The sequence below is a fragment of the Pseudorhodobacter antarcticus genome (assembly GCF_900110135.1).
In the GTDB taxonomy this organism is placed as follows: domain Bacteria; phylum Pseudomonadota; class Alphaproteobacteria; order Rhodobacterales; family Rhodobacteraceae; genus Pseudorhodobacter; species Pseudorhodobacter antarcticus.
The window spans coordinates 22,451-45,221 of sequence record NZ_FOCO01000022.1 but is presented as its reverse complement, the minus strand read 5'-3'; the positions used below and the strand labels follow the sequence as shown (position 1 = coordinate 45,221).

Sequence of the window (22,771 nt, the reverse complement as noted above, 5' to 3'; positions counted from 1 at the left end):
CATGGATTGGCAAGATGAAGGGGTGCTGATGTCCATGCGCACGCATGGCGAGGCCTCCGCGATTATAGAGGTGTTTACCCTGTCGCATGGCCGCCACGCAGGCGTCGTGCGCGGCGGTGCCTCGCGCAAAATGGCAGCCACCTTGCAACCCGGCACGCAACTGGCCGTCACATGGCGCGCCCGGCTAGAGGATCATCTGGGCAGCTTCACGGTAGAGCCCACCCACAGCCGCGCGGCGCTGTTGGAAAACCGCCTTGGCCTTGCGGGGCTGTCCGCCATCTGCGCCATGCTGCACGTCACCTTGCCCGAACGCGCGCCGCATCCCAGCCTGTGGCATGCCACCATGGCCCTGCTGCACGCGCTGGAAACCAACCCCGATTGGCCCGCGCTTTACTTGCGCTGGGAATTAACCCTGCTGGATGAAATGGGCTTTGGCCTTGACCTGTCGCGTTGCGCGGTCACGGGCAGCCGCGATGATCTGGCCTTTGTCAGCCCCAAAACCGGACGCGCCGTCAGCCATGTGGGCGCTGGCGAATGGGCCAACCGCCTGTTTCCCTTGCCGCAATGCCTGATGGGGCAGGGGGGAGCCACCCATGCGGAAATCACCCAAGGCCTGACCATCATGGGCCATTTCCTGCTGCGCGAATTGACCGAAACCCTGTCCAACAAACCCCTGCCCGAGGCGCGCACCCGCCTGCTTCACCTCCTCTCCAAACCCGCCTAATTCCCTATTTGCGGCCAGAAATGTCGTTTTTCGCCGCCCCTGTCGCAGCGGGCGCAGACGCATGGCCCTGCCCGCGCCCACAACAGACCCATCCAAATATCGGGCAAGACTGCGATGGCCAATAAATACATCCCCACCCTGTTGCTGCACAGTCCTGTGCCAAAAGTGCGCGATTTTGCCATGCTCGCGGGCCTTGACGCCTGCGTGCGCGGCATCTTGATTTCCGTCATGCCCCTAACCGTCTATGACGCGCTCGGCAGCGCGGAATCCGTGTCGCAGGTCTATTTCATCGCAGGCATTGCGTCGCTTATGGTGGGGCTGATGGTGCCGTTTGCCACCCGCTTTGTGCCCCGCCGCTGGATGTACAGCGCAGGCACGCTGCTTTACATTCTCGGCGCGGCGCTGGCCGTGCATGGCGGCCCTATCGCAGTACCCCTTGCGTTGATCGCCAATGCGGCGGCCACTGTCACCACATTCGTCTGCTTCAACGCCTATGTGCTTGATTACATCAGCCGCTCCAGCCTCAGCAAATCTCAATCCACCAATATGCTGTATGCGGCCGCCCCTTGGGCCATCGGTCCCTTGTTGGGCGTTTGGCTGCGCGAATGGTGGGAGCCGCTGCCATTTTTGATCGGCGGCGCGTTGGGCCTCCTCTTGCTCACCACCTTCTGGATTTTGCGGCTTGGCAATGGCAAACAAATCAGCCGCGCCCGCCGCCCCGCCGCCAATCCGCTGGCTTTTATCGGTCGGTTTGCCGCCCAACCCCGGCTGGTTGCGGGCTGGATGTTTGCCGTGGTGCGGTCCTGCGGCTGGTGGGTCTATGTCGTTTACCTACCGATTTTCTGCATCGAAAACGGGCTGGGCGACAAGGTGGGCGGCATCGTTTTGTCCCTGTCCAACGCGCTGCTGTTCCTAACACCCTTCATGCTGCGCATCACCACGCGCCTTACGGTGCGCCGTTCGGTCAAATGGGCGTTCGGCCTGTGCGCCACAGGGTTTTTCGCTGCGGCCCTTGCCTCACCCGTTCCCATGTTAGCGGTTGTGTTGATGATGGCCGCGTCCGCCATGCTGGTGGTGCTGGACGCGGTCGGCGGCCTGCCGTTCCTAATGGCCGTTAAACCGTCCGAACGTACGGAAATGGCCGCGATCTATTCCACCTTTCGCGATGCGTCGGGCATTTTAACGCCGGGTGCCGCTTGGCTGGTCCTGTTGGTCGCCCCCCTGCCTGCGGTGTTTGCGGTGGCGAGCGTGGCAATGATGGCCTGCGTGGGCGTGGCGGCGCGGTTGCACCCGCGCTTGGGGCAACCGCGCCCGTCACGCGGGGGGCTCATGCCCGGCGAATAACCTTCAGTCCAGCAAACGCCGCGCAATTACCTGCGCCTGAATTTCCGCCGCCCCTTCAAAGATGTTCAAAATCCGCGCATCGCACAGCACCCGGCTAATCTGATATTCCAGCGCAAACCCGTTGCCGCCATGAATTTGCAACGCATTATCCGCCGCAGCCCAGGCCACCCGCGCGCCCAGCAGCTTTGCCATCCCCGCCTCAAGGTCGCAGCGTTTGTCATTGTCCTTTTGCCACGCGGAAAAATAGGTCAACTGCCGCGCGATCATCACCTCCACGGCCATCATCGCTAGTTTGCCCGAAACGCGTGGAAACGCGATCAGGGATTTGCCAAATTGCTTGCGGTCAATCGCGTATTGCATCGCCAATTCCAGCGCGTTTTGCGCCACGCCAATCGCGCGCGCCGCTGTCTGGATGCGCGCGGATTCAAACGTCTGCATCAGCTGCTTGAACCCTTGGCCTTCAACGCCGCCCAGCAAATTGGCGCCTTTCACGGCAAACCCGTCAAACGCCAGCTCATATTCCTTCATGCCACGGTATCCCAGCACCTCAATCTCGCCGCCCGTCATGCCGGGGGTGGGAAACGGCACCGCATCGGTGCCCGGCGTTTTTTCGGCCAAAAACATCGACAAGCCGCGATAATCGGTGGTGTTCGGGTCGGTGCGCGCCAGCAAGGTCATCACTTGGGTCCGCGTCGCGTGCGTGATCCACGTTTTGTTGCCCGTCACCACCCAATCATCGCCCGCTTTCACCGCCCGCGTGCGCAGACTGCCCAAATCGGACCCGGTATTGGGTTCGGTAAACACGGCTGTTGGCAAAATCTCGGCGCTGGCCAGCTTTGGCAGCCATTCTTCCTTTTGCGCCTGCGTGCCGCCGCACAAAATCAACTCCGCCGCAATTTCGGTGCGCGTCGCCAGCGACCCCACACCGATATACCCGCGCGACAATTCCTCAGACACCACCACCATCGACGCTTTTGACAGGCCAAACCCGCCAAATTCTTCGGGGATGGTCAGGCCAAAAACGCCCATGTCTGCCAGCTTTTCAATAATCTCCATCGGGATCAGCTCATCGCGCAAATGCCAGCCATGCGCATGGGGCACGACTTCCTCATCGGCAAAGCGGCGGAATTGGTCGCGGATCATCTCCAACTCGGCGTCCAAACCGCTGGCCCCAAAGGTCGCGCGCCCGTGGTTGTCTTGCATCAACCCCACCAACGCCGCGCGCGCTGCACCCGAATTGCCAAAGGCAATCAACCGCGCCGCCGCATCACCCGGCGTCCATGTCAGCCCCAAATCCGACAGCCGCGCCACCTCGCCCTGTGACATCGCAATGCCACCGGAAATCTGCGCCAAATACTCGCCAAACCCGATCTGTAGCAGCAACCGCTCCATATCGCCCAGCGTGCCCTCACCCGCCAAACGCCCGGCCCAAGCGTGCATCTGCACCAGACTTTCGTGATAGGTCGCAAGCCAACTCAGCGTATGCGCCGCAAACTGGTGCGTTTCCATCAGCGGGCCGGACACCTTGCCGCCTTCCGTTACCATCCCCCGCAGGTTTTCGCGCCCCGCTTCAAACAGCGCTGTCACCTCCGGCAACGCGCCTTCGGTCAGCCCCAACAGGTCGGTCAAAATTGGCGTGTCAATCTGCGTCAAGGGGGTGCCATCATGGGCCATCGGGATGCTCCGTTCCAATTTTTCTGCGCTTGCAAACAGATTAAAGCCTTTGCAAGTGCGGCGCAACAAGATTTCAATTAATGCAGCCATGACGACCGAATATGTCGCGACCATTTTTGCAGGTGCAAAGCCCCTGCAGACCAAAGTATTTTGCAGGTGCAAAGCCCCTGCAGGCCAAGATATAGAACCCTAAAACAAAAGGGCCAACCTCGATGGACATCGCATTTCTCGAACTTTCCGCCACCGCGCTTGGCATCGCCATTGCTGTCACCTTGTTTGCGGGCTTTGTCAAAGGCGCTGTGGGGTTCGCGATGCCGATGATCATGATCTCGGCATTTTCGTCTTTTCTGCCCCCCGAAATCGCCCTGTCCGGCCTTATCCTGCCCACATTGGTCACAAATCTGGGCCAAGCGTTCCGCGACGGTCTGTCCGCCTTCATTGCCTCGTTGCGTAAATATTGGCGGTTTATGACGGCCACGATCATTTTCATCGCGATCAGCGCGCAATTCGTGCGCGACATCCCCCAAGACCTGTTTTTGGCCCTGCTCGGCGTCCCGATCACCCTTTACGCCATTTTGCAATTGATGGGCCGCAGCCTTGCGATCCGCCTGCAGCACCAAACCCGCGCTGAATGGGTTTTGGGGGTTATCGCCGGGCTCTACGGTGGCGTGTCAGGCGTTTGGGGCCCGCCGTTGATCGTTTACCTGATGTCCATCGGTGTGGAAAAACGCGAAATGCTGCGCGTGCAAGGCGTGATCTTTTTGATCGGCGCAGTGATCTTGCTGGCCGCCCACCTGAATTCTGGTGTTATGACCGGGGCCAACACCGCGTTTTCCGCCCTTTTGGTCATCCCCGCCATTGCAGGCATGGCGATCGGATTGCGCGCGGGCCAACACTTGGATCAAGTCCGCTTTCGCTGGTGGACCCAAGTGTTGCTTGTCCTGACAGGCCTAAACCTATTGCGCCGCGCGATTGGCCTTTAAGGCTTGCGGCCTTTAAGGCTTAATCGCCGCCGCCTTTACGTCCGCATCCACAAACGGCAGATATTTGCCAAAGTTATCGGCAAACATCCCCGCCAGCTTTTGCGCCTGCGCGTCATAGGCGTCGGCGTCCGTCCACGTCCGGCGCGGATCCAACAACACATCGGCAACACCCGCGACCGACACCGGAACCTCAAACCCAAACCGCGCATCAAGGCGGAATTCGCCTTGTATCAATGACCCGTCCAGCGCCGCCGTCAACAAAGCGCGGGTGGCGCGAATGGGCATCCGCGACCCCGTGCCAAACGCGCCGCCGGTCCAGCCGGTGTTGACCAACCAACAGGTCGCCCCGGTTTTCGCAATCTGCGCTTGCAACAACTTGCCGTACACTTCGGGGCGGCGCGGCATAAACGGCGCACCAAAACAGGTTGAAAATGTCGGCGTCGGCTCCACCACGCCACGTTCGGTGCCCGGCGTTTTCGACGTGAACCCAGACAGGAAGTGATACATCGCCTGCGCAGGCGTCAACCGCGCGATGGGGGGCAAAACACCGTAAGCGTCGCAGGTCAGCAGGATGATATTTTTCGGCGCGCCGCCCATCCCCGTGGCCGATGCATTGGAGATATACTCCAATGGATAGGCGCAGCGCATGTTTTCCGTCAGGCTTGAATCTTCAAAATCCAGCACCAACGTTTCCGCGTCAAACACCATATTTTCAACCACGGTGCCAAACTTATGCGTGGTCGCATAAATTTCTGGCTCGGCTTCGGCACTCAGGTTGATGGTCTTGGCGTAACAGCCCCCTTCAAAGTTAAAGGTGCCCGTGTCCGACCAGCCGTGTTCATCATCGCCAATCAAAATCCGTGCCGGATCGGCGGACAACGTGGTTTTCCCAGTGCCGGACAGGCCAAAAAACACCGCCGCATCATCGGGGTCGTCCACCGCATGGTTGGCGGAACAATGCATCGGCATCACACCCTTTTCGGGCAGCAAATAGTTCAACAGCGTGAACACCGACTTCTTGTTTTCGCCCGCATAGGCGGTATTGGCGATCAAAATTTCCCGCAGATCAAAGTTCATGGCGATCACGGTTTCCGACCGGCAGCCGTGCCGCGCCGGGTGCGCCTTGAAACTCGGGCAGTTGATAACCGTCCATTCGGGCACAAACGCGTCCAATTCCGCACGGTCCGGGCGGCGCAGCAAATGCCGAATAAACAGCCCGTGCCACGCAAGTTCGGTCACCACACGCACGTCCAAACGGTGCGCCGGGTCCGCGCCCGCGTACAAATCTTGCACAAAATAATCGCGGCCTTGCATATGCGCCATCATATCGGCGCGCAAAACGCCAAACGCCTCGGGCGTCATTGCCGCATTGTTATCCCACCAAATCGTGTCTTCCGTCACGGCCGACCGTACCACATGCTTGTCCTTGGGCGACCGCCCCGTGAACTGCCCGGTCGATACCAAAAACGCGCCGCCAATCCCCAAATTACCTTCGCCCCGCGCGACGGCAGCCTCTACCAGCGCAGGCTCGATCTGGTTGTAATAAACTGCCCCCAGCCCTGTAATGCATTGTTTTTCCAGCGTTTGATTTGGATTTACACGTCCGTTGGTCATCTAATGCAAGCTCCCGATGCCGATGATACGACAAATTTCTGGGTTTGGATGCAGCGCGCAGGCCCAAACCCGCACCCCGGTCGCCCCCGGAGCCGAGGCCGACCCTGCGCCTATAACACGCACCTTTCCCATTGGAACAGGACGCTTTGGCACAGTTAGCGCAACCAACAGCGCGTTAGCGCAACCAAGTTGGCGACTGAGGCAAATTAGTCATTCATTCGCTTTTTTGTTGTCAACTGATGGGGGGATTAGGGGTGATTCGCAGTTAGCAGTTGATTCTTTGTGGCAAAAAAGCGAAATTGAGAAAAATATAATAATGAGCAGTATAGGGAAAACACCCATGTCAAGGATCGCCCTTGTGGATGACGACAGAAATATTCTGACGTCCGTCGCAATGACTCTGGAGGCCGAAGGTTTCGAGGTCGAAACCTACAACGACGGGCAATCCGCGCTGGACGCGTTCAATCGCCGCCTGCCAGATATGGCCGTGTTGGACATCAAAATGCCCCGCATGGATGGGATGGACCTGCTGCAACGCTTGCGCCAGAAAACCCAGATGCCGGTGATTTTCCTCACCTCCAAAGATGATGAAATTGACGAAGTGTTGGGCCTGCGGATGGGCGCCGATGATTACGTCAAAAAACCGTTTTCCCAGCGTCTTTTGGTCGAACGCATCCGCTCGCTTTTGCGCCGCCAAGAGGCGATTGCGACCGATGAAGTCGCCGTGACCGAAGAAACCAAAGTGATTGAACGTGGCCATCTGCGCATGGACCCGCTGCGCCATTCCGTTGCGTGGAAAGGCAATGATGTATCGCTGACCGTCACTGAATTTTTGCTGCTGCAAGCCCTCGCACAGCGCCCCGGTTTTGTGAAAAGCCGCGATCAGTTGATGGATGTGGCCTATGATGATCAGGTCTATGTTGATGACCGCACAATCGATAGCCATATCAAACGCTTGCGCAAAAAAATGCGCTCTGCCGATGATGATTTTTCGGCCATCGAAACGCTTTACGGCATCGGCTATCGCTATAATGAAGAGTGATGCCTCGTCATGACCTCTATGCCGCAAATATCCTCTGGTCTGACGCGTAAAAAACCCAACAGCCGCGCCGCTGGCGATGTGCTGCTGGGCGAAGATTGGACTGCGCCCGATCCCGAAATGACGCAAGAAATGCGCGGCCACCGGGGCCGCAGCGGCATTGTTGCCCTCAACCGTTCGCCGCTTGCGCGCAAAATCATCATTTTCAACATGATGGCTTTGGTGATCTTGGTCGCGGGCGTCTTGTTCATGAACCCCTTTCGCGACAGCCTTGTTATTCAACGCGAACAAGGGCTTGTGACCGAGGCGGAACTGGTCGCAGACGTGTTTGAGCTGCAAATCCCAGGCATCGCGGGCCTGTCATTGGCCGATCCTGCGGGTCTTGATGTCGTGACAACGCTGGCCGCCGTCACCATCGCGCCCGGCGTTGATGCGTTTGTGTTCGACAAATCCGGCCAAATGATCGCCGCCAAAGAAGGGCAGGCGCGCGCCGTCCCGGTTGATGGCAAAGTAAATTCCACCCTGATCACCGGGTTTTTGAACTCCGTCTGGGAAACCGTGTCGGGCGCTTTGTCTGCGGGTGAAAAAGGCGCGGTCAAGGTGGATAGCGAAAGCCTTGCACGCAGCAATTTTGCCGCCGCCCTGTCGGGTGAAACCAGTTCCAGCATGGCCAAGGATTCGGTTGGCGGCACGCTTTTCTCTGTCGCCACCCCGATATGGTCCGCGGGTGAGGTGTTGGGCGTCATTGGCCTCACTTCTGCCGAAGGAGAAATTGACAGTTTGGTGCGTCACGAACGCGAACAAGTCCTGCAAATGTTCGTGATTGCTTTGATGGTCTCCATCGGCCTCAGCCTTGTTCTCGCTTCCACCATCGCCAATCCCTTGTCCGATCTTGCCGCCGCCGCTGAACTTGGCCGCGACCGGGATGCCCGCAAAATGGCTTTGGGCCGCGTGCGCATCCCCGATCTTGCCGCGCGCCCTGATGAAATTGGCCGCCTGTCGGTTGCGATGCGCGGAATGGTCGCCGCCCTTTACGACCGGATTGACGCCAACGAACAATTCGCCGCCGATGTCAGCCATGAAATCAAAAACCCCCTCGCCAGTTTGCGTTCTGCTGTGGGCACCATGCGGGTGGCCAAACGCGACGATCAACGCGAAAAACTGCTTGATGTGATCGAACATGATGTCCGCCGCCTTGACCGTCTTGTCAGCGATATTTCCAACGCGTCCCGCCTCGACAGCGAATTGGTGAAGGAGGAGGAGGAGGAGTTCAACCTTTCCAAAACCCTCGCCAATCTGTCGGAATATCTGGGCGAACAGGCCAAAAAACGCGGTGTGGATTTCATCACCGACCTGCCCGCCGACCCGATCGTTGTGCGCGGCCTTGAAGGGCGTCTGGCGCAAGTGTTCGTCAACCTGATCACCAACGCCGTTTCGTTCTGTGAAGAAGGCGACGCGGTGCGGGTTTGGGCCCGTCGGCGTGAAAACCGCGTGTTGATCGTGGTCGAAGATACGGGTCCCGGTATCCCCGAACAGGCGCTGACCAAAGTGTTCAAACGCTTTTATTCCGAACGTCCGGTGGCACAATTCGGCGATCACTCCGGCCTCGGCCTCGCTATCTCAAAACAGATTGTTGAGGCGCATGGCGGCGTGATCTGGGCCGAAAACATCCGCCCCACCTCCGCCGATGCCACGTCCGACCCGCTGGGCGCGCGTTTCGTCGTGGGCCTTCCGGTTTAACGCCATGCAAACCGTCCACGCCACCTGCGTCGCGGTGGGCGGTTTTGGCATTTTGATCACAGGCGCATCCGGGCAAGGCAAATCCGGCCTGGGCCTGCACCTTATGGCCCTTGGCGCGCAACTGATCGCCGATGACCAAACCATCCTGACCCCGCAGGGCAACACGATCATCGCCACTTGCCCCCCCCCGCTCTTCGGCTTGATTGAGGCGCGGGGCATTGGCCTTTTGCACGCAAGTCCCGCCCCCCACGCTCAAATCCACCTCGTCATCGACCTCGACCAAACCGAAACCCAGCGTTTGCCGCCCAAACGCAGCACCCAACTGCTTGGCGTCGCGATTGACCTTGTATTTTGGTCAACATACCGCCACTTTCCTTACGGTATCATGCAATTGGCCCGCGGCGGGCGGCGGGCTTAACGGCGGGCGTAACAAAACGACATGCAGGCAGACGGGCAAATTTTGGAACATCGCATTGTCCTTGTGACGGGTCCGTCCGGGGCTGGTCGCAGCACGGCCATCAACGCGCTAGAGGATATGGGGTATGAGGTGATCGACAACCTCCCCCTCAGCCTCGTGCCCCGCCTGATTGATGGCGACAGCCTTGGCCGCCCCATCGCTTTGGGCCTTGATGCGCGCAACCGCGATTTCAACGTCACCGCCCTGATCGCGCTGATCGACAAACTCACCACCGATCCCCGCGTCTCGCTCAGCGTCATCTATCTCGATTGCGCGCCTGATGAACTCATCCGCCGCTACGGCCAAACCCGCCGCCGCCACCCGATGGCCCCCGATGGCACCCCCCAAATCGGCATCGCGCTGGAGGTGGATCTGCTCAGCCCCATTCGCGCCCGCGCCGACCACCTCATCAACACCACCGATATGTCGCCGCATGATCTGCGCGCCGAGCTGGCCCGCTGGTTTGACAACAGCCAAACTCCCGGCCTCGCCGTGTCCATCCAGTCTTTTTCCTACAAACGCGGCGTGCCGCGTGGCGTCGATATGGTGTTTGATTGCCGCTTTTTGCGCAATCCGCATTGGTCGCCCGACTTGCGCGCGCTTGATGGTCGCGACCCCGCCGTGGTCGCCCATATCGCCACCGATCCGCGTTTTGCTGAATTTATCACCAAGGTCAGCGACCTCGTTCTTTTCCTGATGCCCGCGCAACTGGATGAAGGCAAGGCGCATCTGGCCATTGGCTTTGGCTGCACCGGGGGGCAACACCGCTCGGTTGCCGTTGCGGAACTTATCGCGTCACAGCTTGCGCAGGCGGGTTGGCAGGTGGCAAAACGTCATCGGGAATTGGAACGTCGGGCCGCAGCGCAGCCCGCAGTTGGGGCAGGGTGATCAGGGGTGATCGGGATCGTTATTGTGGCCCACGGGGGCCTTGCGCGGGAATATCTTTCCGCTGTGGAACATGTGGTGGGCAAGCAAACCAAAATGATCGCCGTCGCGATCGAAGAGGATCATGACCGCGCCGCCAAACAGACTGAAATTTGTGCAGCCGCCGACAGTGTCGACACTGGCGCGGGCGTGGTCATTGTCACCGATATGTTCGGCGGCTCCCCGTCCAACTTGTCGCTTTTGGCCTGTTGTGGCCGCGACCGTCGCATCCTTTACGGCGCAAATCTGCCCATGCTGATCAAACTCACCAAATCGCGCGACATGGCTGTGGCCGATGCCGTAACCTTGGCCCTCGATGCTGGCCGCAAATACATCAACAGCCTCGATCTGGGCGAACAAGGGGATCACCTGTGACCGAACGCGTGCTTAAAATTGTAAACGAAAAGGGCCTGCACGCCCGCGCGTCCGCCAAATTCGTAGAGGTGGTGGAGGCGTTTGATGGCACTGCCGAGGTTACCAAAGACGGCATGTCGGTGTCGGGCGATTCGATTATGGGCCTTCTTATGCTGGCCGCTTCGCGTGGCACCAGCATTTCGGTCAAAACCAGCGGGTCGCAGTCGGAACCGCTGATGGACGCGCTGGAAACTCTTGTCAAAAACCTGTTTGGCGAAGATTTCTAAACTTTACCGGGTCGGAACAGGCACATCGCCGCGATAATCATAGAACCCGCGCTGGGTTTTGCGCCCCAACCAACCGGCCTCCACATATTTTGTCAGCAGCGGGCAGGGCCGGTATTTGGTATCCGCCAGCCCGTCATGCAGCACGTTCATGATCGCCAAACAGGTGTCCAACCCAATGAAATCCGCCAATTCCAGCGGCCCCATCGGGTGGTTCGCCCCCAGTTTCAGCGATTCGTCGATGGATTTCACCGACCCAACCCCCTCATACAGCGTATAAACCGCTTCATTTATCATCGGCATCAGGATGCGGTTCACGATAAACGCCGGAAAATCCTCCGCACTCGCCGCCGTTTTGCCCAGCCGTTCCACCACCGCAAAGCAGCTGTCATAGGTCGGTTTGTCCGTCGCAATGCCCCGGATCAGCTCCACCAACTGCATGATCGGCACGGGGTTCATAAAGTGGAACCCCATAAATTTTTCTGGTCGGTCCGTCCGGCTTGCCAGCCGCGTGATCGAAATGGACGAGGTGTTGGACGTCAAAATCGTATGCGGTTTCAGATGCGGCAGCAGGTCGTCAAAAATCGCCTGTTTCACCGTTTCGCGTTCGGTCGCCGCTTCAATAATCAGGTCACTTTGCCCGATTTCGGCCAAAACCAGCGTGGTTTTGATCCGCGCCATCGCCGCCGCCTTCTCCTCCGCCGTGGTTTTGCCGCGCGTCACTTGCCGTTCAATATTGCGGTCAATCAGCGCAATCGCTTTGATTAGGTTTTCGGCGCTGATGTCGGTCATCGTCACGTCGTACCCGGCCAGCGCAAAAACATGGGCAATCCCGTTGCCCATTTGGCCTGCGCCCACGATCCCGACAGACTGAATTTCCATGCGCCGCTCTCCTTCAATACCGCCTGAACCATAAGCCCCGCGCGGGGGGGCGTGCAAGGCCATGCACACCAAACACCGCGCTTTCCGGCAAATACCAAAAATTCGTGCTAAATCCCGGATTTAGGGGTTTTGAAAGGACTTTGCTGCAATCTCGGTCTTGGGTGTATGAAATTTTGGGTGGGTGGTATGGCCTATGCGTATCCGAGCGGTGTTTCGCTCGACTATTTTCCGTGTCATTATGGCACGTCTAAACTGTTGTTTCGGGGGCCTAAACAGGCGCTCCATCGTCCTTATTGCGTGGCAGTTGGGGGGTCTGAAACCTATGGCAAGTTCGTTGGCGTGCCGTTTGCCAGCTTACTGTCTGAAACCAGTGACCGCACCGTGGTCAATCTGGGCTGCATGAACGCGGGAATCGATGTGTTCCTGAACGACCCAGAGGTGATGGGCATTGCCTCTGGTGCCGATCTTACAATCGTGCAAATTGTTGGCGCACAAAACCTCAGCAATCGGTTTTACGCGGTGCATCCGCGCCGCAATGACCGCTTTTTGCGCGCCAGCCCGCAGTTGCAAAACATCTATCGCGAGGTGGATTTTACCGAATTCAACTTCACACGGCACATGTTACAAACTTTGTTTCAGGTTTGTCCGCACCGTTTTGCCGATTTGGCGCTGGAATTGCAAACCACTTGGGTGGACCGGATGGGCCAGTTGTTGCGCGGCATTCGCGGCAAAACCCTGCTTCTTTGGATGTCCGATCATCCGCCCCCTGCGGCGGATGCCGCCGTCACGCCCTATCCCGATCCGGTTTTGGTACATGCAGGCATGATAAATGACGTGCGCAGCAACACCAATGCGTATCTTGAAGTGGTGACAAGCCGACGCGCAAATGCTGAAGGTATTGAAAATATGCGATTTTCCGAACTGGAACGCCCCGCCGCCGAAGGGGTCCCCGGCCCCCTGGCCCATGCCGAGGTGGCAAGAGCGCTGCATGATGCCGTGAACCATCTTCTGGGCACATAAACGCAAAAGGGGCGTCCCATCGCCGGGCGCCCCTTTCTTTAAGCGATCAAGATCACAGCTTTTCGGTCAGTTCCGGCACCGCGACAAACAGGTCCGCGACCAAGCCATAATCGGCCACTTGGAAAATCGGCGCTTCTTCATCCTTGTTGATGGCCACAATCACCTTGCTGTCCTTCATGCCTGCAAGGTGTTGAATTGCCCCGGAAATCCCCACAGCCACATACAGGTTCGGGGCCACAACCTTGCCCGTTTGTCCCACTTGCCAGTCGTTCGGCGCATAACCGCTGTCCACTGCCGCGCGTGACGCACCAACAGCCGCACCCAGCTTATCCGCCAGCGCCTCGATCATCGCGAAATCCGCCTCCGACCCCACACCGCGCCCGCCAGACACCACAATCCCGGCGCTGGTCAGTTCCGGCCGGTCCGATGCCGCCAGCTTATCTTCAACCCAAGCCGACATCGCGCCATCCACCGACACCGCAATCTTCTCAACCGCCGCCGAACCGCCCACACCCGCGCCGTCAAAGGTCGCGGTGCGAATGGTCATCACCTTGGTCGCATCCATCGATTTCACCGTCTGAATCGCATTCCCAGCATAAATCGGGCGCTCAAACGTGTCGCCGTCAATCACCGTCAACACTTCGGAAATCATCATCACATCCAACAGTGCTGCCACCCGTGGCAACACCGATTTGGAATAGGCGCCCGACGCCGCAACAATATGGCTGTAATCGCCCGCCAGCGACACCACCAGCGCCGCCGTGGGTTCCGACATCGCGTGGCTAAACACCGCATCATCCGCAAACAACACGCGGGTCACACCCTGCAATCCCGCCGCCTCTGCCGCCGCCGCATCGCCACCTGCGCCCGCAACCAACACGGTCACAGCGCCCAATGACGCCACAGCCGTCAGCGTTTTCGCCAGTTGATCGGTCGCCAGCGCGCCGTCGATCACTTCACCCAAAACCAAAACAGCCATCAGATTACCCCCGCTTCGTCTTTAAGTTTCGCAATCAGCTCATCCACCGATGCCACCTTGATGCCCGCTTTGCGCCCCGCAGGTTCCACCGTTTTCACCACGCTCAAGCGCGGCGTCACATCGACCCCGTAATCCGCAGCCGTCTTTTCATCCAGCTGTTTCTTCTTTGCTTTCATGATGTTGGGCAGGCTGGCATAGCGCGGCTCATTCAACCGCAAATCCACCGTCACCACCGTTGGCATCGCCACTTTGATGGTCTGCAACCCGCCATCAACCTCGCGCGTCACAACCGCATGCCCGCCCTCAATCGCCAATTCCGATGCAAATGTCGCCTGCGACCAACCCAGCAGCGCTGACAGCATTTGCCCCGTCGCGTTCATATCGTTGTCAATCGCCTGCTTGCCGCACAAAACCAGTCCCGGACCTTCGGCATCCACAACCGCTTTCAACAGCTTGGCCACCGCCAACGGTTCGATATCTTGCTGCACATCCTCGGTCGCCACGATCAAAATCGCGCGGTCCGCCCCCATCGCCAATGCCGTGCGCAAGGTTTCCTGCGCCTGCTTCACGCCGATAGACACGACGATAATCTCCTCGACCACCCCCGCTTCTTTCAGCCGGATCGCCTGTTCAACAGCAATCTCATCAAAGGGATTCATCGACATTTTGACATTGGCAAGATCAACACCGCTGCCATCCGCCTTCACACGGACTTTCACGTTATAGTCGATCACACGTTTGACAGGCACAAGAACCTTCATTGGCGCGGACTCCTTGGGTTGGGGCGGGGCGCAGTGCCCCGAAAACTCTCTATGCTTTGATATAATCTTGCGCGGGCAATAAACAGGTCAAAATCGTCACATCAACGCCATGCAACGCCGCGTTTCAAATCAGCGCGTCAGCCCCGGCACCCATAAAACATCATCGGCCCCGTCATTGTTGGCAATGCGCCCCGCCACAAAAAACCAATCGGACAGCCGGTTCAGGTATTTCACTGCATCGGGATTCACATCCTCAACACCCGACAGTTCCACCGTCAAACGCTCTGCACGCCGACAAACTGTCCGGCACAGGTGCATTTGCGCCGCCAGCGCCGTGCCACCCGGCAAAATAAAGCTGCGCAGCGGCGTCAATTTCGCGTTCATCACGTCAATTTCCGCTTCCAGCCGCAACACTTGCCCTTCAATCATCCGCAGCCGCGGATAGGGGGCCGTGGCGTCATTTTCGCGGTCGGGCGTACATAAATCCGCGCCCAAATCGAACAGATCATTGGAAATCCGCGCCAGCGCCGCATCCACATCGCCCGTGGCGTGCAGCCGCGCCAACCCAATTGTCGCGTTGGTTTCATCCACCGTGCCATACGCCGACACCCGCAAACTGTGCTTGGCAACCCGGTCGCCATTCCCCAGCGCCGTTTCGCCCTTATCGCCGGTTTTAGTATAGATTTTTGACAGAACAACCATGCCTTACGCCCCCATTTTGCTAACAAAGACGTAAAGCAGGATCAGCGCCACCGCCACCCCTTGCGCATAAATTCTGTACCGCATCAAGGTGTTGGACCGTTTTGCGCTACCCTCACCACCCTTACCAAACGTGCCGATGCCCAGCACCAAAATCACCAAAACGCCCAAACAGGCGATGGCAGCAACGATAAACAGCGGATCGCTCAGCATGGTAAAACCCCTTTTTCAACTGCGGCACATCTAAGCCTTTGCGCGGCAAAAGCGACCCCTAATTCAGGTTTTCGCAATCAACCAATCCAGCGCCGCAGTCGGCAAAATCCGCCGCGCAATATCCATCATATAGGTCGGCGTGGTCACGAAATACCGCGCTTTTGGCCGCTCCGCCTCCAGCGCCCGGATCAATTTCGCGGTCACCGCACTGGCGGGCAATTCAAACTTGTCCGGTCCGCTGGCCTTGTACAACCGTTCCACCAGCGGCGCGTACTCAGCCGCGCGCGCCGAATTTTTCCAATCAATCCAACGTTCAAAATGGGGGATGGCGTTTTCGCGGATTTTGGTCGGGATGGGCCCCGGTTCAATCAAAACCACTTTGATATTGGTGTCGCGCATCTCAATGCGCAACACATCCGTTAGCCCTTCCATCGCGAATTTCGTCGCCACATAGGCCCCGCGCCACCGCATCCCCACCAGCCCCAACACGGACGAACAATTGATAATCCGCCCGTGCCCTTGCGCGCGCATCATCGGAATAACCCGGCGCGTCAGGTCGTGATATCCAAACAAATTTGTCTCGAATATCGCGCGCAATGCGCCGCGCGGCAAATCCTCTACCGCGCCGGGGCAGGCAAACGCGCCATTGTTAAACAGCGCATCCAGCGTGCCCCCCGTGCGGTCCATCACTGTCAAAACCGCCGCTTCAATGCTCGCCTCATTGGCGTAATCCAGCACGAAACTTTCCAGCCCCTCACCGCGCAGCCGTTCGCAATCGGCGTGCGCGCGACAGGTCGCAAACACCCGCCAGCCCTGCGCCTGCAGGGTGCGCGCACTGTCCAGCCCGATGCCCGACGAACAGCCCGTAATCAAAATGGATTTTTGTGTCATGCCGCCGCCCTAAATGATCAAGGCGCAGACCTAGCGCCAAAGCGGCGCAAAGGTCAATTCTTGCCCTCAGCCGTTCGGGTCAATATCGGTCAGCAACCGCGCCGCGACAAAGCCTTCAACCCCGTCACCTTCAATGCGAATTTGCACCCAGCCTTCTTCGGCTGCGGCCACCACGGTCACCGCCTCGGCGCGGGTCAAACGCCCCACCACGGCGTAATCGGTCGATGGGCCACCGCGCACATTCACCGAATTGCTGCTGACAAACATCACCGAACTGTCGGTCGCTGCGGCAACCGCTGCCGGTTCCGGCTCCACCACCGCGACCTTTTCGCCCATCACAAACGCGCCCGCAATCTGTGCGGAAACCCCCTCGCGGCGTTTTTGCACAGTAACGGGGGTGAAATTGGCCAGCGTCACATCGGCAGGCGCCGCGTCAGTCTTTGCCTCGGCCTCGGCCACGGGCGCTGCAACAACGGGTTTGTCCATGGGCGCAACCCCAATCAAACCTTGCCGCACTTGCCCGTTATTCTCGCCACCAATCAACAAAGTCACAAACATCGCAGCTGCCAGAACCGACATTAACTTTAACATAACCAACCCACCCCAGAATTTGCCCGTCAGGTAATTCACTACCCACAATATGTCACCTTTTCGTGTGGGAAAGAATCAAATTATTTCACTGCGGCATGGCAAAATAGACAACATCTTGTGGGGGCGCGTGGGAATTTGGCTGGACCGTGCGCCGCTGCCCCATTACACCACCCACATGACAAAAACGCCCGACGACCCAGTAAACCCGCCTATGATGGTATCCGAACCGCTGCGCCGCGCGATTGGCGATCGGTATTTGACCTATGCGCTGTCCACGATCATGCACCGCGCGTTGCCCGATGCCCGCGATGGGTTAAAACCCGTCCACCGCCGCATCCTCTATGCCATGCGCGAGCTGAAGCTGTCGCCCACGGGCGGGTTCCGCAAATCTGCCAAAATCTCGGGCGATGTGATGGGCAACTATCACCCGCACGGCGACATGGCGATTTATGATGCGATGGCCCGTCTGGCCCAGGATTTCGCCGTCCGCTATCCCTTGGTGGAGGGGCAGGGCAATTTCGGCAACATCGACGGCGATAACCCTGCGGCAAGTCGCTACACCGAGGCGCGCCTGACCGCGATTGCCGAAAAATTGATGGAAGGGCTGAATGAGAACGCCGTCGATTACCGCCCCAATTATGATGGCACTTTGGAGGAACCGGTGGTCATGCCCGCCGCCTTCCCGCATCTTCTGGCCAACGGCTCCTCGGGCATCGCGGTCGGCATGGCCACCAACATCCCGCCCCACAACCTGCACGAACTGATCGACGCGTGCATCGCCATGATCAAAGACCCCGACATCGCCGATGATGCGCTGGTCACCCACGTTCCCGGCCCCGATTTCCCCACAGGTGGTGTGATCGTGGAACCCCGCGCCAACATCTCGGATGCCTACCGCACAGGCCGCGGCGCATTCCGCCTGCGCGCCCGCTGGTCAGTCGAGGATTTGGGCCGCGGCCAATGGCAAATCGTCGTCACCGAAATCCCCTATCAGGTGCAAAAATCCAAGCTGATCGAAAAGCTGGCCGAGCTGATCCACATCAAGAAAATCCCCATTTTCGGCGATGTCCGCGACGAATCCGCCGAGGATGTGCGCTTGATTATTGAGCCGAAGGTCCGCACCGTCGACCCCGACATGCTGATGGGCATGCTGTTCAAAAACTCTGATCTAGAGGTGCGGTTCAGCCTGAACATGAACACTCTGATCGACGGCCGCATCCCCAAAGTGTGCAGCCTGAAAGAGGTGTTGCGCGCCTTCCTCAGCCACAAACGCGATGTTATGCTGCGCCGCAGCCAGCACCGCATGGACAAAATCGACCACCGCTTGGAGGTGCTCGAAGGCTTCATCACCGCCTTTCTGAACCTCGACCGCGTGATCGACATTATCCGCTATGATACCGAGCCCAAACCCGCTTTGATGCGCGAAAACTGGTCGCTCAAACACCCCCGCGCCATGACGGACCGCGACTACCTGACCCCCAAACAGGGTGATGGCGAGTTGACCGAGGTGCAGACCGAAGCCATCCTCAATATGCGCTTGCGCAGCTTGCGCAAGCTGGAGGAGATGGAGCTGATCGCCGAACGCGACGCCTTAATGCTGGAACGTGCGGGCCTCGATGATCTGCTCGCCGACCCCAAACTGCAATGGAAACGCATCACATCCGATCTGCGCGACGTGCAAAAAACCTTTGGCAATTCCTGGGAAAAAGGCACCCGCCGCACCACATTCGCCGAGGCCGGTGAGGTCGAAGACGTCCCCTTTGACGCCATGATCGAACGCGAACCCATCACTGTGATCTGTTCCAAAATGGGCTGGATCCGCGCGATGAAAGGCCATGCAGCAGCGGGCACTGAGGCTAAGTTCAAAGACGGCGACGAAGGCCGCTTTCAATTCCACGCCGAAACCACCGATCGCATCATCCTTGTCGGCTCCAACGGGCGATTCTATACCCTTTTGGGCGCAAACCTGCCCGGCGGTCGCGGCATGGGCGAACCCGTGCGCTTGATGGTCGATCTGCCCAATGACGCCGACATCACCGACCTTATCATCCATAAACCCGGCATCAAACTGCTGGTCGCCTCCACGGATGGCGATGGGTTTATCTGCCCTTCCGATGAAACCGTGGCGATGACGCGGGCGGGCAAACAAGTGCTGACCCTACGGGGCGGCGCCAAAACCGCCGTGTGCAAACCCATTGTGGGCGATCACATCGCGGTCGTCGGCGAAAACCGCAAAGTGTTGGTTTTCCCGCTGGACGAGCTGCCAGAAATGGCCAAAGGCAAAGGCGTGCGTTTGCAAAAATACAAAGATGGCGGGCTTTCAGATGCCACCACCTTTGCGCTTGAAGGTGGTCTGTCGTGGAAAGACCCCGCAGGCCGCACCCGCACCGAACCCGCCCTTGATGAATGGCTGGCCAAACGCGCCACCGCAGGCCGCATGGCCCCACGCGGCTTTCCGCGCGACAATAAATTCAGCTAAATCAATAAAATAGGCGGCACAGCCCGCCTATTCTACCCACATCCGCAGCAGGTTCGACCGGGTTTTGCACAGGCTGTCAAACAGCGCGGACTTGCCGCCACTTGCGTGCAACGCCGCAATCCCTTGGTCCAGATCAAACAAAATCTCGCGCTGGTCCGCGCGCCGCACTTGCGATTGCACCCAGCCCACAACGGTCAACCGCGTGCCCGCTGTCACAGGGTCCACCCGGTGCAGGGTGGTCGATGGGTACAAAAACACCGACCCCGCCGCCAGCTTCACCGCTCGCGCTTCCAAACTGTCCTCCAGAATCAGCGCGCCGCCCGTGTAACTGTCAGGCTCCGCCAAAAACAGGGTGAACGAAATATCGGTGCGCAGGCCCCCCATCACCGCATCATCCACATGCAGCCCGTATGTTTGTCCGGTGCGATAGCGCGACAAAATCAACGGCGTCATGGCGCGCACCCGTGCTGCCGCCGCAAACACGGGGTGCGCCTGCAATGCGCGCGACACCACCGCCAACAGGCCGTCGCGCGCAGGGCAGGGCACCGCTTGGTCATTCGCTTTCACCGCATGCGCGAACCGCCCAGCGGTTTTGGCCCCATCTTCAAACGCCAAATCCGCCGCCTCGGTCTGCACCGCCGCCAACATGGCCGCGTCCAAAATCCCGTCAATCGCCAAAAACATCGCTTATCGCACCTGCGATGACAGCAGTTCCACGCGTGCCGCCACCGCCAGCAAAATCGCCGGGTCATTGGCCGCAAATGCCGTGCCGTCTCTGCCAAACGCCGCTGCCGCCGGGTCCATCGCGCTTTGCGCGCGCCCCGCCAGCGTGCCCAAATCGGCATCCGCCACCAGCGGCGTCAACAGATCGCGCGCCACGCCCACAAATGCCTCCGCCTCATGGTATGCCATCACATCCACCACCGCGCCGCCTTCAATGCTGCCTGCATATTCCGCCGCCGCTGCGCGCAACACCGCCAGCGCCACGGTGAACCGCATCTTTGCATCCGGCGCGCCCATCGCTGCCGTCGCCGCATCTTTGAACGCGGCCAGTGCCGTGGCCGGGTCGCCGCCCGCCTCCATCACCGATGAAAATGCCTGCATCTGCGGCGAAAAATCCGCCGCTCCATTGGCCGCAAGGCCCGCGCGTACATCGTCCATCATTTCCGCTTCGGGATGGTAGGACAGGCCAATCGCCTCATCCACCATGCCCTTGGCATATAGATTTGCGGCGGCGTCCAGATGCCCCTCCACAATCGCGATGCGCACCACATAGGCGGTGGGGGCATCGACGCCCGCAACCGCGCCCGCCTCACCGCCTTCGCCGCCCTCGGTCTGCACCACGGCTGTTGCTGCCTCGGGCGCCGTTTGCGCCTGCGCCATGCCGCCCACGGCAGCAGACATAAGGGCAAGGCCCACCCAATAACGCGGCGTAACGGTTCTGATTTTCATGAAGAAATCACTTTCCAAAGTATTTCAGTCAGGATTAAACCTGCGCCCACCTCAAGTCAATCCCGTAGGTCGGGGTTCACCCCGACTCCGCACCTCAAATCGCGATCTAAACCTTAATATTTCCCTAACAAAAAACACGAAATCATTGTATTTCAATGCCTTAATGTGCGCATCGCGCGCGATTTCGCACCCCTTAAATCGCGTCTACCTTCAACCAAACACCCCCTTCGGGCCGCAAGGTCAAGATCATCACAGGCTTGGGTTCCTTCCCTACAATCCGCGAAAACTTATGCCGCGCCAACAAGGTGGCCAGAATAATTACCGCCTCTTGCAGCGCAAAATTCGCCCCGATACACACCCGCGGCCCATCCCCAAAAGGCAGATAAGTGAACCTTTCAATCGCCTTCGGGTCGGCAAAACGGCTGGGGTCAAACTGGTCTGGATTGTGCCACAAAAGGTGGTGGCGGTGCAGGGCATAAATCGGCAAAACCACCGTATCCCCGGCCCGAATTTCCACACCACTCAATTCATCCGCAGCCATCGCCGTGCGCGATAAAAACGCGGCAGGGGGGTACAGCCGCAGGGTTTCGTCAATAATTTGCCGGGTCAGGGGCAGGCGGGCCACATCCTCGGCCGTGGCCGCGCGGCCCCCCAAAACTGCCCGCGCCTCCGCCCGCGCGGCGTCCTGCACCCCCTCAGCAAAGGCACATAAATACAGCGCCCAAGACAGGGTCAGCGCGGTCGTTTCATGCCCCGCCACGATGAAGGTCAGTAAATTGTCCCGCAGTTCCGAGGTGGTCATCGTCCGCCCCGACTTCGGGTCCTCCCCCGCCAACAGCAAATCCAAAAGGTCTGGAATATCCTGCGCGCCTTCACGGCGGCGGCGATCAATCGCCCCGTCTGCGATCCGCTTCATCTCTCGCATAGCACCGCCACCCATTACGCGGCCCGGACGCGGCACCCACCCCGGCACGCCCAGCATATCCAGCACCGAAACTTTGGCCGCGTTGGCGATATACCCCTCAATCGCGCGGTGAACAGCGCCGCGATCAAACCCTTCACCGCCCGAAAATGTGACGTCCGATATCACCTCAAACGTGGCGGCGACCATTTCGGCAAACATGTCCACTCCGCGTCCGTGGGAGGGTGCGACCCGCCCGCTCGCCCGCTCCGCCGCGGCGGTCATCACGGGGGCAAGTGCGGCCACATTCCGGTGGCTGAAAACGGGCGCCGCCGTGCGTCGCTGCCACAGCCATTCCGCCCCTTTGGCCACGAACAAACTGTCACCGATCGCTTGTTCCAAAATCAGTTTGGTGACGGTTGATTTTGGATAATCCTCCACCCGGTCGCGCAGCACCCGTTTCAAAGCTATGGGGTCCATCACCATGTACCAGCGCCCGCCTGTGCGGCCCGACAGCATGGGCGCGCGGGTGGCGAGTTCTGGGATCAATTCCAAAACATTGCGCTGCCCGGCACGGGCGGAGGCGAGGATTCCCATCGGCCGATTGTGAAGCGGGACGCGGGCGGGCAAGCGGGGTGAGGTTGGCATTGAAAGTTCCAATCCGAAAGAAGATCGCGACTATAGTGTAGGGCAGTTCAAACGCCTGCACAGGTGGCATGGTTGCGCAGGGTCCGGGCAGCGGGTATAAAATGCCAAAGATTGCCCA

General features: G+C 59.2%; 23 protein-coding genes. 11 read left to right on the top strand and 12 right to left on the bottom strand.

The features are described 5' to 3' along the window. The first annotated feature begins 1 nt into the window (after position 1). Positions 2-724, top strand: coding sequence for a DNA repair protein RecO (recO, locus tag BMY36_RS11915; RefSeq protein ID WP_050519793.1), 723 nt, complete (start codon positions 2-4; stop codon positions 722-724). A gap of 114 nt (positions 725-838) precedes the next feature. After that, positions 839-2,068: an MFS transporter gene (locus tag BMY36_RS11910; RefSeq protein WP_050519792.1), complete on the top strand. Its 1,230-nt coding sequence runs from the start codon at positions 839-841 to the stop codon at positions 2,066-2,068. A 3-nt stretch (positions 2,069-2,071) separates the two neighbouring features. On the opposite strand, the gene BMY36_RS11905 is transcribed toward BMY36_RS11910, so the two are convergent. Then, positions 2,072-3,742 (bottom strand): acyl-CoA dehydrogenase family protein, encoded by a 1,671-nt coding sequence (locus BMY36_RS11905; protein ID WP_050519815.1) that lies wholly within the window; start codon positions 3,740-3,742, stop codon positions 2,072-2,074. A 212-nt stretch (positions 3,743-3,954) separates the two neighbouring features. Here BMY36_RS11905 and BMY36_RS11900 point away from each other — a divergent pair, with 212 nt between their 5' ends. Continuing rightward, a complete protein-coding gene (locus BMY36_RS11900) occupies positions 3,955-4,725 on the top strand; it encodes a sulfite exporter TauE/SafE family protein (RefSeq protein ID WP_050519791.1) in 771 nt (256 codons plus the stop codon). 12 nt (positions 4,726-4,737) lie between these two features. Here the strand turns inward: BMY36_RS11900 and BMY36_RS11895 are convergent, their stop codons facing one another. Next, positions 4,738-6,339: a phosphoenolpyruvate carboxykinase gene (locus tag BMY36_RS11895; RefSeq protein WP_050519790.1), complete on the bottom strand. Its 1,602-nt coding sequence runs from the start codon at positions 6,337-6,339 to the stop codon at positions 4,738-4,740. A gap of 340 nt (positions 6,340-6,679) precedes the next feature. Here BMY36_RS11895 and BMY36_RS11890 point away from each other — a divergent pair, with 340 nt between their 5' ends. From BMY36_RS11890 to BMY36_RS11865, 6 genes are read left to right on the top strand one after another with little or no spacing between them, the layout of a single operon-like run. Further along, a complete protein-coding gene (locus BMY36_RS11890; protein ID WP_050519789.1) occupies positions 6,680-7,381 on the top strand; it encodes a response regulator transcription factor in 702 nt (233 codons plus the stop codon). A gap of 18 nt (positions 7,382-7,399) precedes the next feature. After that, complete coding sequence (locus BMY36_RS11885; RefSeq protein WP_050519788.1) at positions 7,400-9,118, top strand: sensor histidine kinase; 1,719 nt, start codon at positions 7,400-7,402, stop codon at positions 9,116-9,118. After that, on the top strand, positions 9,066-9,536 hold the full coding sequence (locus BMY36_RS11880) for an HPr kinase/phosphorylase (RefSeq protein WP_244888669.1): 471 nt from the start codon (positions 9,066-9,068) through the stop codon (positions 9,534-9,536). Before BMY36_RS11885 ends, BMY36_RS11880 begins: the two co-directional genes overlap by 53 nt. Before the next feature lie 21 nt (positions 9,537-9,557). Next, positions 9,558-10,463 (top strand): RNase adapter RapZ, encoded by a 906-nt coding sequence (rapZ, locus tag BMY36_RS11875; protein ID WP_050519787.1) that lies wholly within the window; start codon positions 9,558-9,560, stop codon positions 10,461-10,463. Positions 10,464-10,469: 6 nt separating this feature from the next. Beyond that, on the top strand, positions 10,470-10,874 hold the full coding sequence (locus BMY36_RS11870) for a PTS sugar transporter subunit IIA (protein WP_050519786.1): 405 nt from the start codon (positions 10,470-10,472) through the stop codon (positions 10,872-10,874). Next, a complete protein-coding gene (locus BMY36_RS11865) occupies positions 10,871-11,140 on the top strand; it encodes an HPr family phosphocarrier protein (RefSeq protein WP_050519785.1) in 270 nt (89 codons plus the stop codon). The genes BMY36_RS11870 and BMY36_RS11865 overlap by 4 nt, the downstream gene beginning before the upstream one ends. Positions 11,141-11,143: 3 nt before the next feature. Here the strand turns inward: BMY36_RS11865 and BMY36_RS11860 are convergent, their stop codons facing one another. Continuing rightward, entirely contained in the window at positions 11,144-12,019 is an 876-nt protein-coding gene (locus tag BMY36_RS11860) for a 3-hydroxybutyryl-CoA dehydrogenase (RefSeq protein WP_050519813.1), read from the bottom strand. A 165-nt stretch (positions 12,020-12,184) separates the two neighbouring features. On the opposite strand from BMY36_RS11860, the gene BMY36_RS11855 reads away from it, so the two are divergent. After that, positions 12,185-13,039 carry a DUF6473 family protein gene (locus BMY36_RS11855; RefSeq protein WP_336469879.1) on the top strand — a complete coding sequence of 285 codons (855 nt, stop codon included), beginning with the start codon at positions 12,185-12,187 and terminating at the stop codon, positions 13,037-13,039. A 52-nt stretch (positions 13,040-13,091) separates the two neighbouring features. Here BMY36_RS11855 and BMY36_RS11850 read toward each other — a convergent pair whose 3' ends face one another. The 6 genes from BMY36_RS11850 to BMY36_RS11825 form a co-directional block, all read right to left on the bottom strand. After that, complete coding sequence (locus BMY36_RS11850; RefSeq protein WP_050519784.1) at positions 13,092-14,018, bottom strand: electron transfer flavoprotein subunit alpha/FixB family protein; 927 nt, start codon at positions 14,016-14,018, stop codon at positions 13,092-13,094. Further along, positions 14,018-14,779 (bottom strand): electron transfer flavoprotein subunit beta/FixA family protein, encoded by a 762-nt coding sequence (locus BMY36_RS11845; RefSeq protein ID WP_050519783.1) that lies wholly within the window; start codon positions 14,777-14,779, stop codon positions 14,018-14,020. The genes BMY36_RS11850 and BMY36_RS11845 overlap by 1 nt, the downstream gene beginning before the upstream one ends. 129 nt (positions 14,780-14,908) lie before the next feature. Continuing rightward, positions 14,909-15,481 carry a cob(I)yrinic acid a,c-diamide adenosyltransferase gene (locus BMY36_RS11840; RefSeq protein WP_050519782.1) on the bottom strand — a complete coding sequence of 191 codons (573 nt, stop codon included), beginning with the start codon at positions 15,479-15,481 and terminating at the stop codon, positions 14,909-14,911. A gap of 3 nt (positions 15,482-15,484) precedes the next feature. After that, positions 15,485-15,691 (bottom strand): twin transmembrane helix small protein, encoded by a 207-nt coding sequence (locus BMY36_RS11835; RefSeq protein ID WP_050519781.1) that lies wholly within the window; start codon positions 15,689-15,691, stop codon positions 15,485-15,487. Between the two features lie 63 nt (positions 15,692-15,754). Continuing rightward, on the bottom strand, positions 15,755-16,582 hold the full coding sequence (locus BMY36_RS11830; RefSeq protein WP_050519780.1) for an SDR family NAD(P)-dependent oxidoreductase: 828 nt from the start codon (positions 16,580-16,582) through the stop codon (positions 15,755-15,757). Positions 16,583-16,648: 66 nt separating this feature from the next. After that, entirely contained in the window at positions 16,649-17,173 is a 525-nt protein-coding gene (locus tag BMY36_RS11825; protein ID WP_139194028.1) for an SH3 domain-containing protein, read from the bottom strand. Between the two features lie 175 nt (positions 17,174-17,348). On the opposite strand from BMY36_RS11825, the gene BMY36_RS11820 reads away from it, so the two are divergent. Continuing rightward, on the top strand, positions 17,349-19,652 hold the full coding sequence (locus tag BMY36_RS11820; protein WP_050519811.1) for a DNA topoisomerase IV subunit A: 2,304 nt from the start codon (positions 17,349-17,351) through the stop codon (positions 19,650-19,652). A gap of 27 nt (positions 19,653-19,679) precedes the next feature. On the opposite strand, the gene BMY36_RS11815 is transcribed toward BMY36_RS11820, so the two are convergent. The 3 genes from BMY36_RS11815 to BMY36_RS11805 all read right to left on the bottom strand — a co-directional run bounded on the left by BMY36_RS11815 (position 19,680) and on the right by BMY36_RS11805 (position 22,653). Next, entirely contained in the window at positions 19,680-20,336 is a 657-nt protein-coding gene (locus BMY36_RS11815; RefSeq protein ID WP_050519778.1) for a Fe2+-dependent dioxygenase, read from the bottom strand. Between the two features lie 3 nt (positions 20,337-20,339). Continuing rightward, positions 20,340-21,104, bottom strand: a complete 765-nt coding sequence (locus BMY36_RS11810; protein WP_050519777.1) for a hypothetical protein — start codon at positions 21,102-21,104, stop codon at positions 20,340-20,342. Positions 21,105-21,297: 193 nt separating this feature from the next. Next, positions 21,298-22,653 carry a cytochrome P450 gene (locus BMY36_RS11805; RefSeq protein ID WP_050519776.1) on the bottom strand — a complete coding sequence of 452 codons (1,356 nt, stop codon included), beginning with the start codon at positions 22,651-22,653 and terminating at the stop codon, positions 21,298-21,300. Positions 22,654-22,771: the final 118 nt, after the last annotated feature.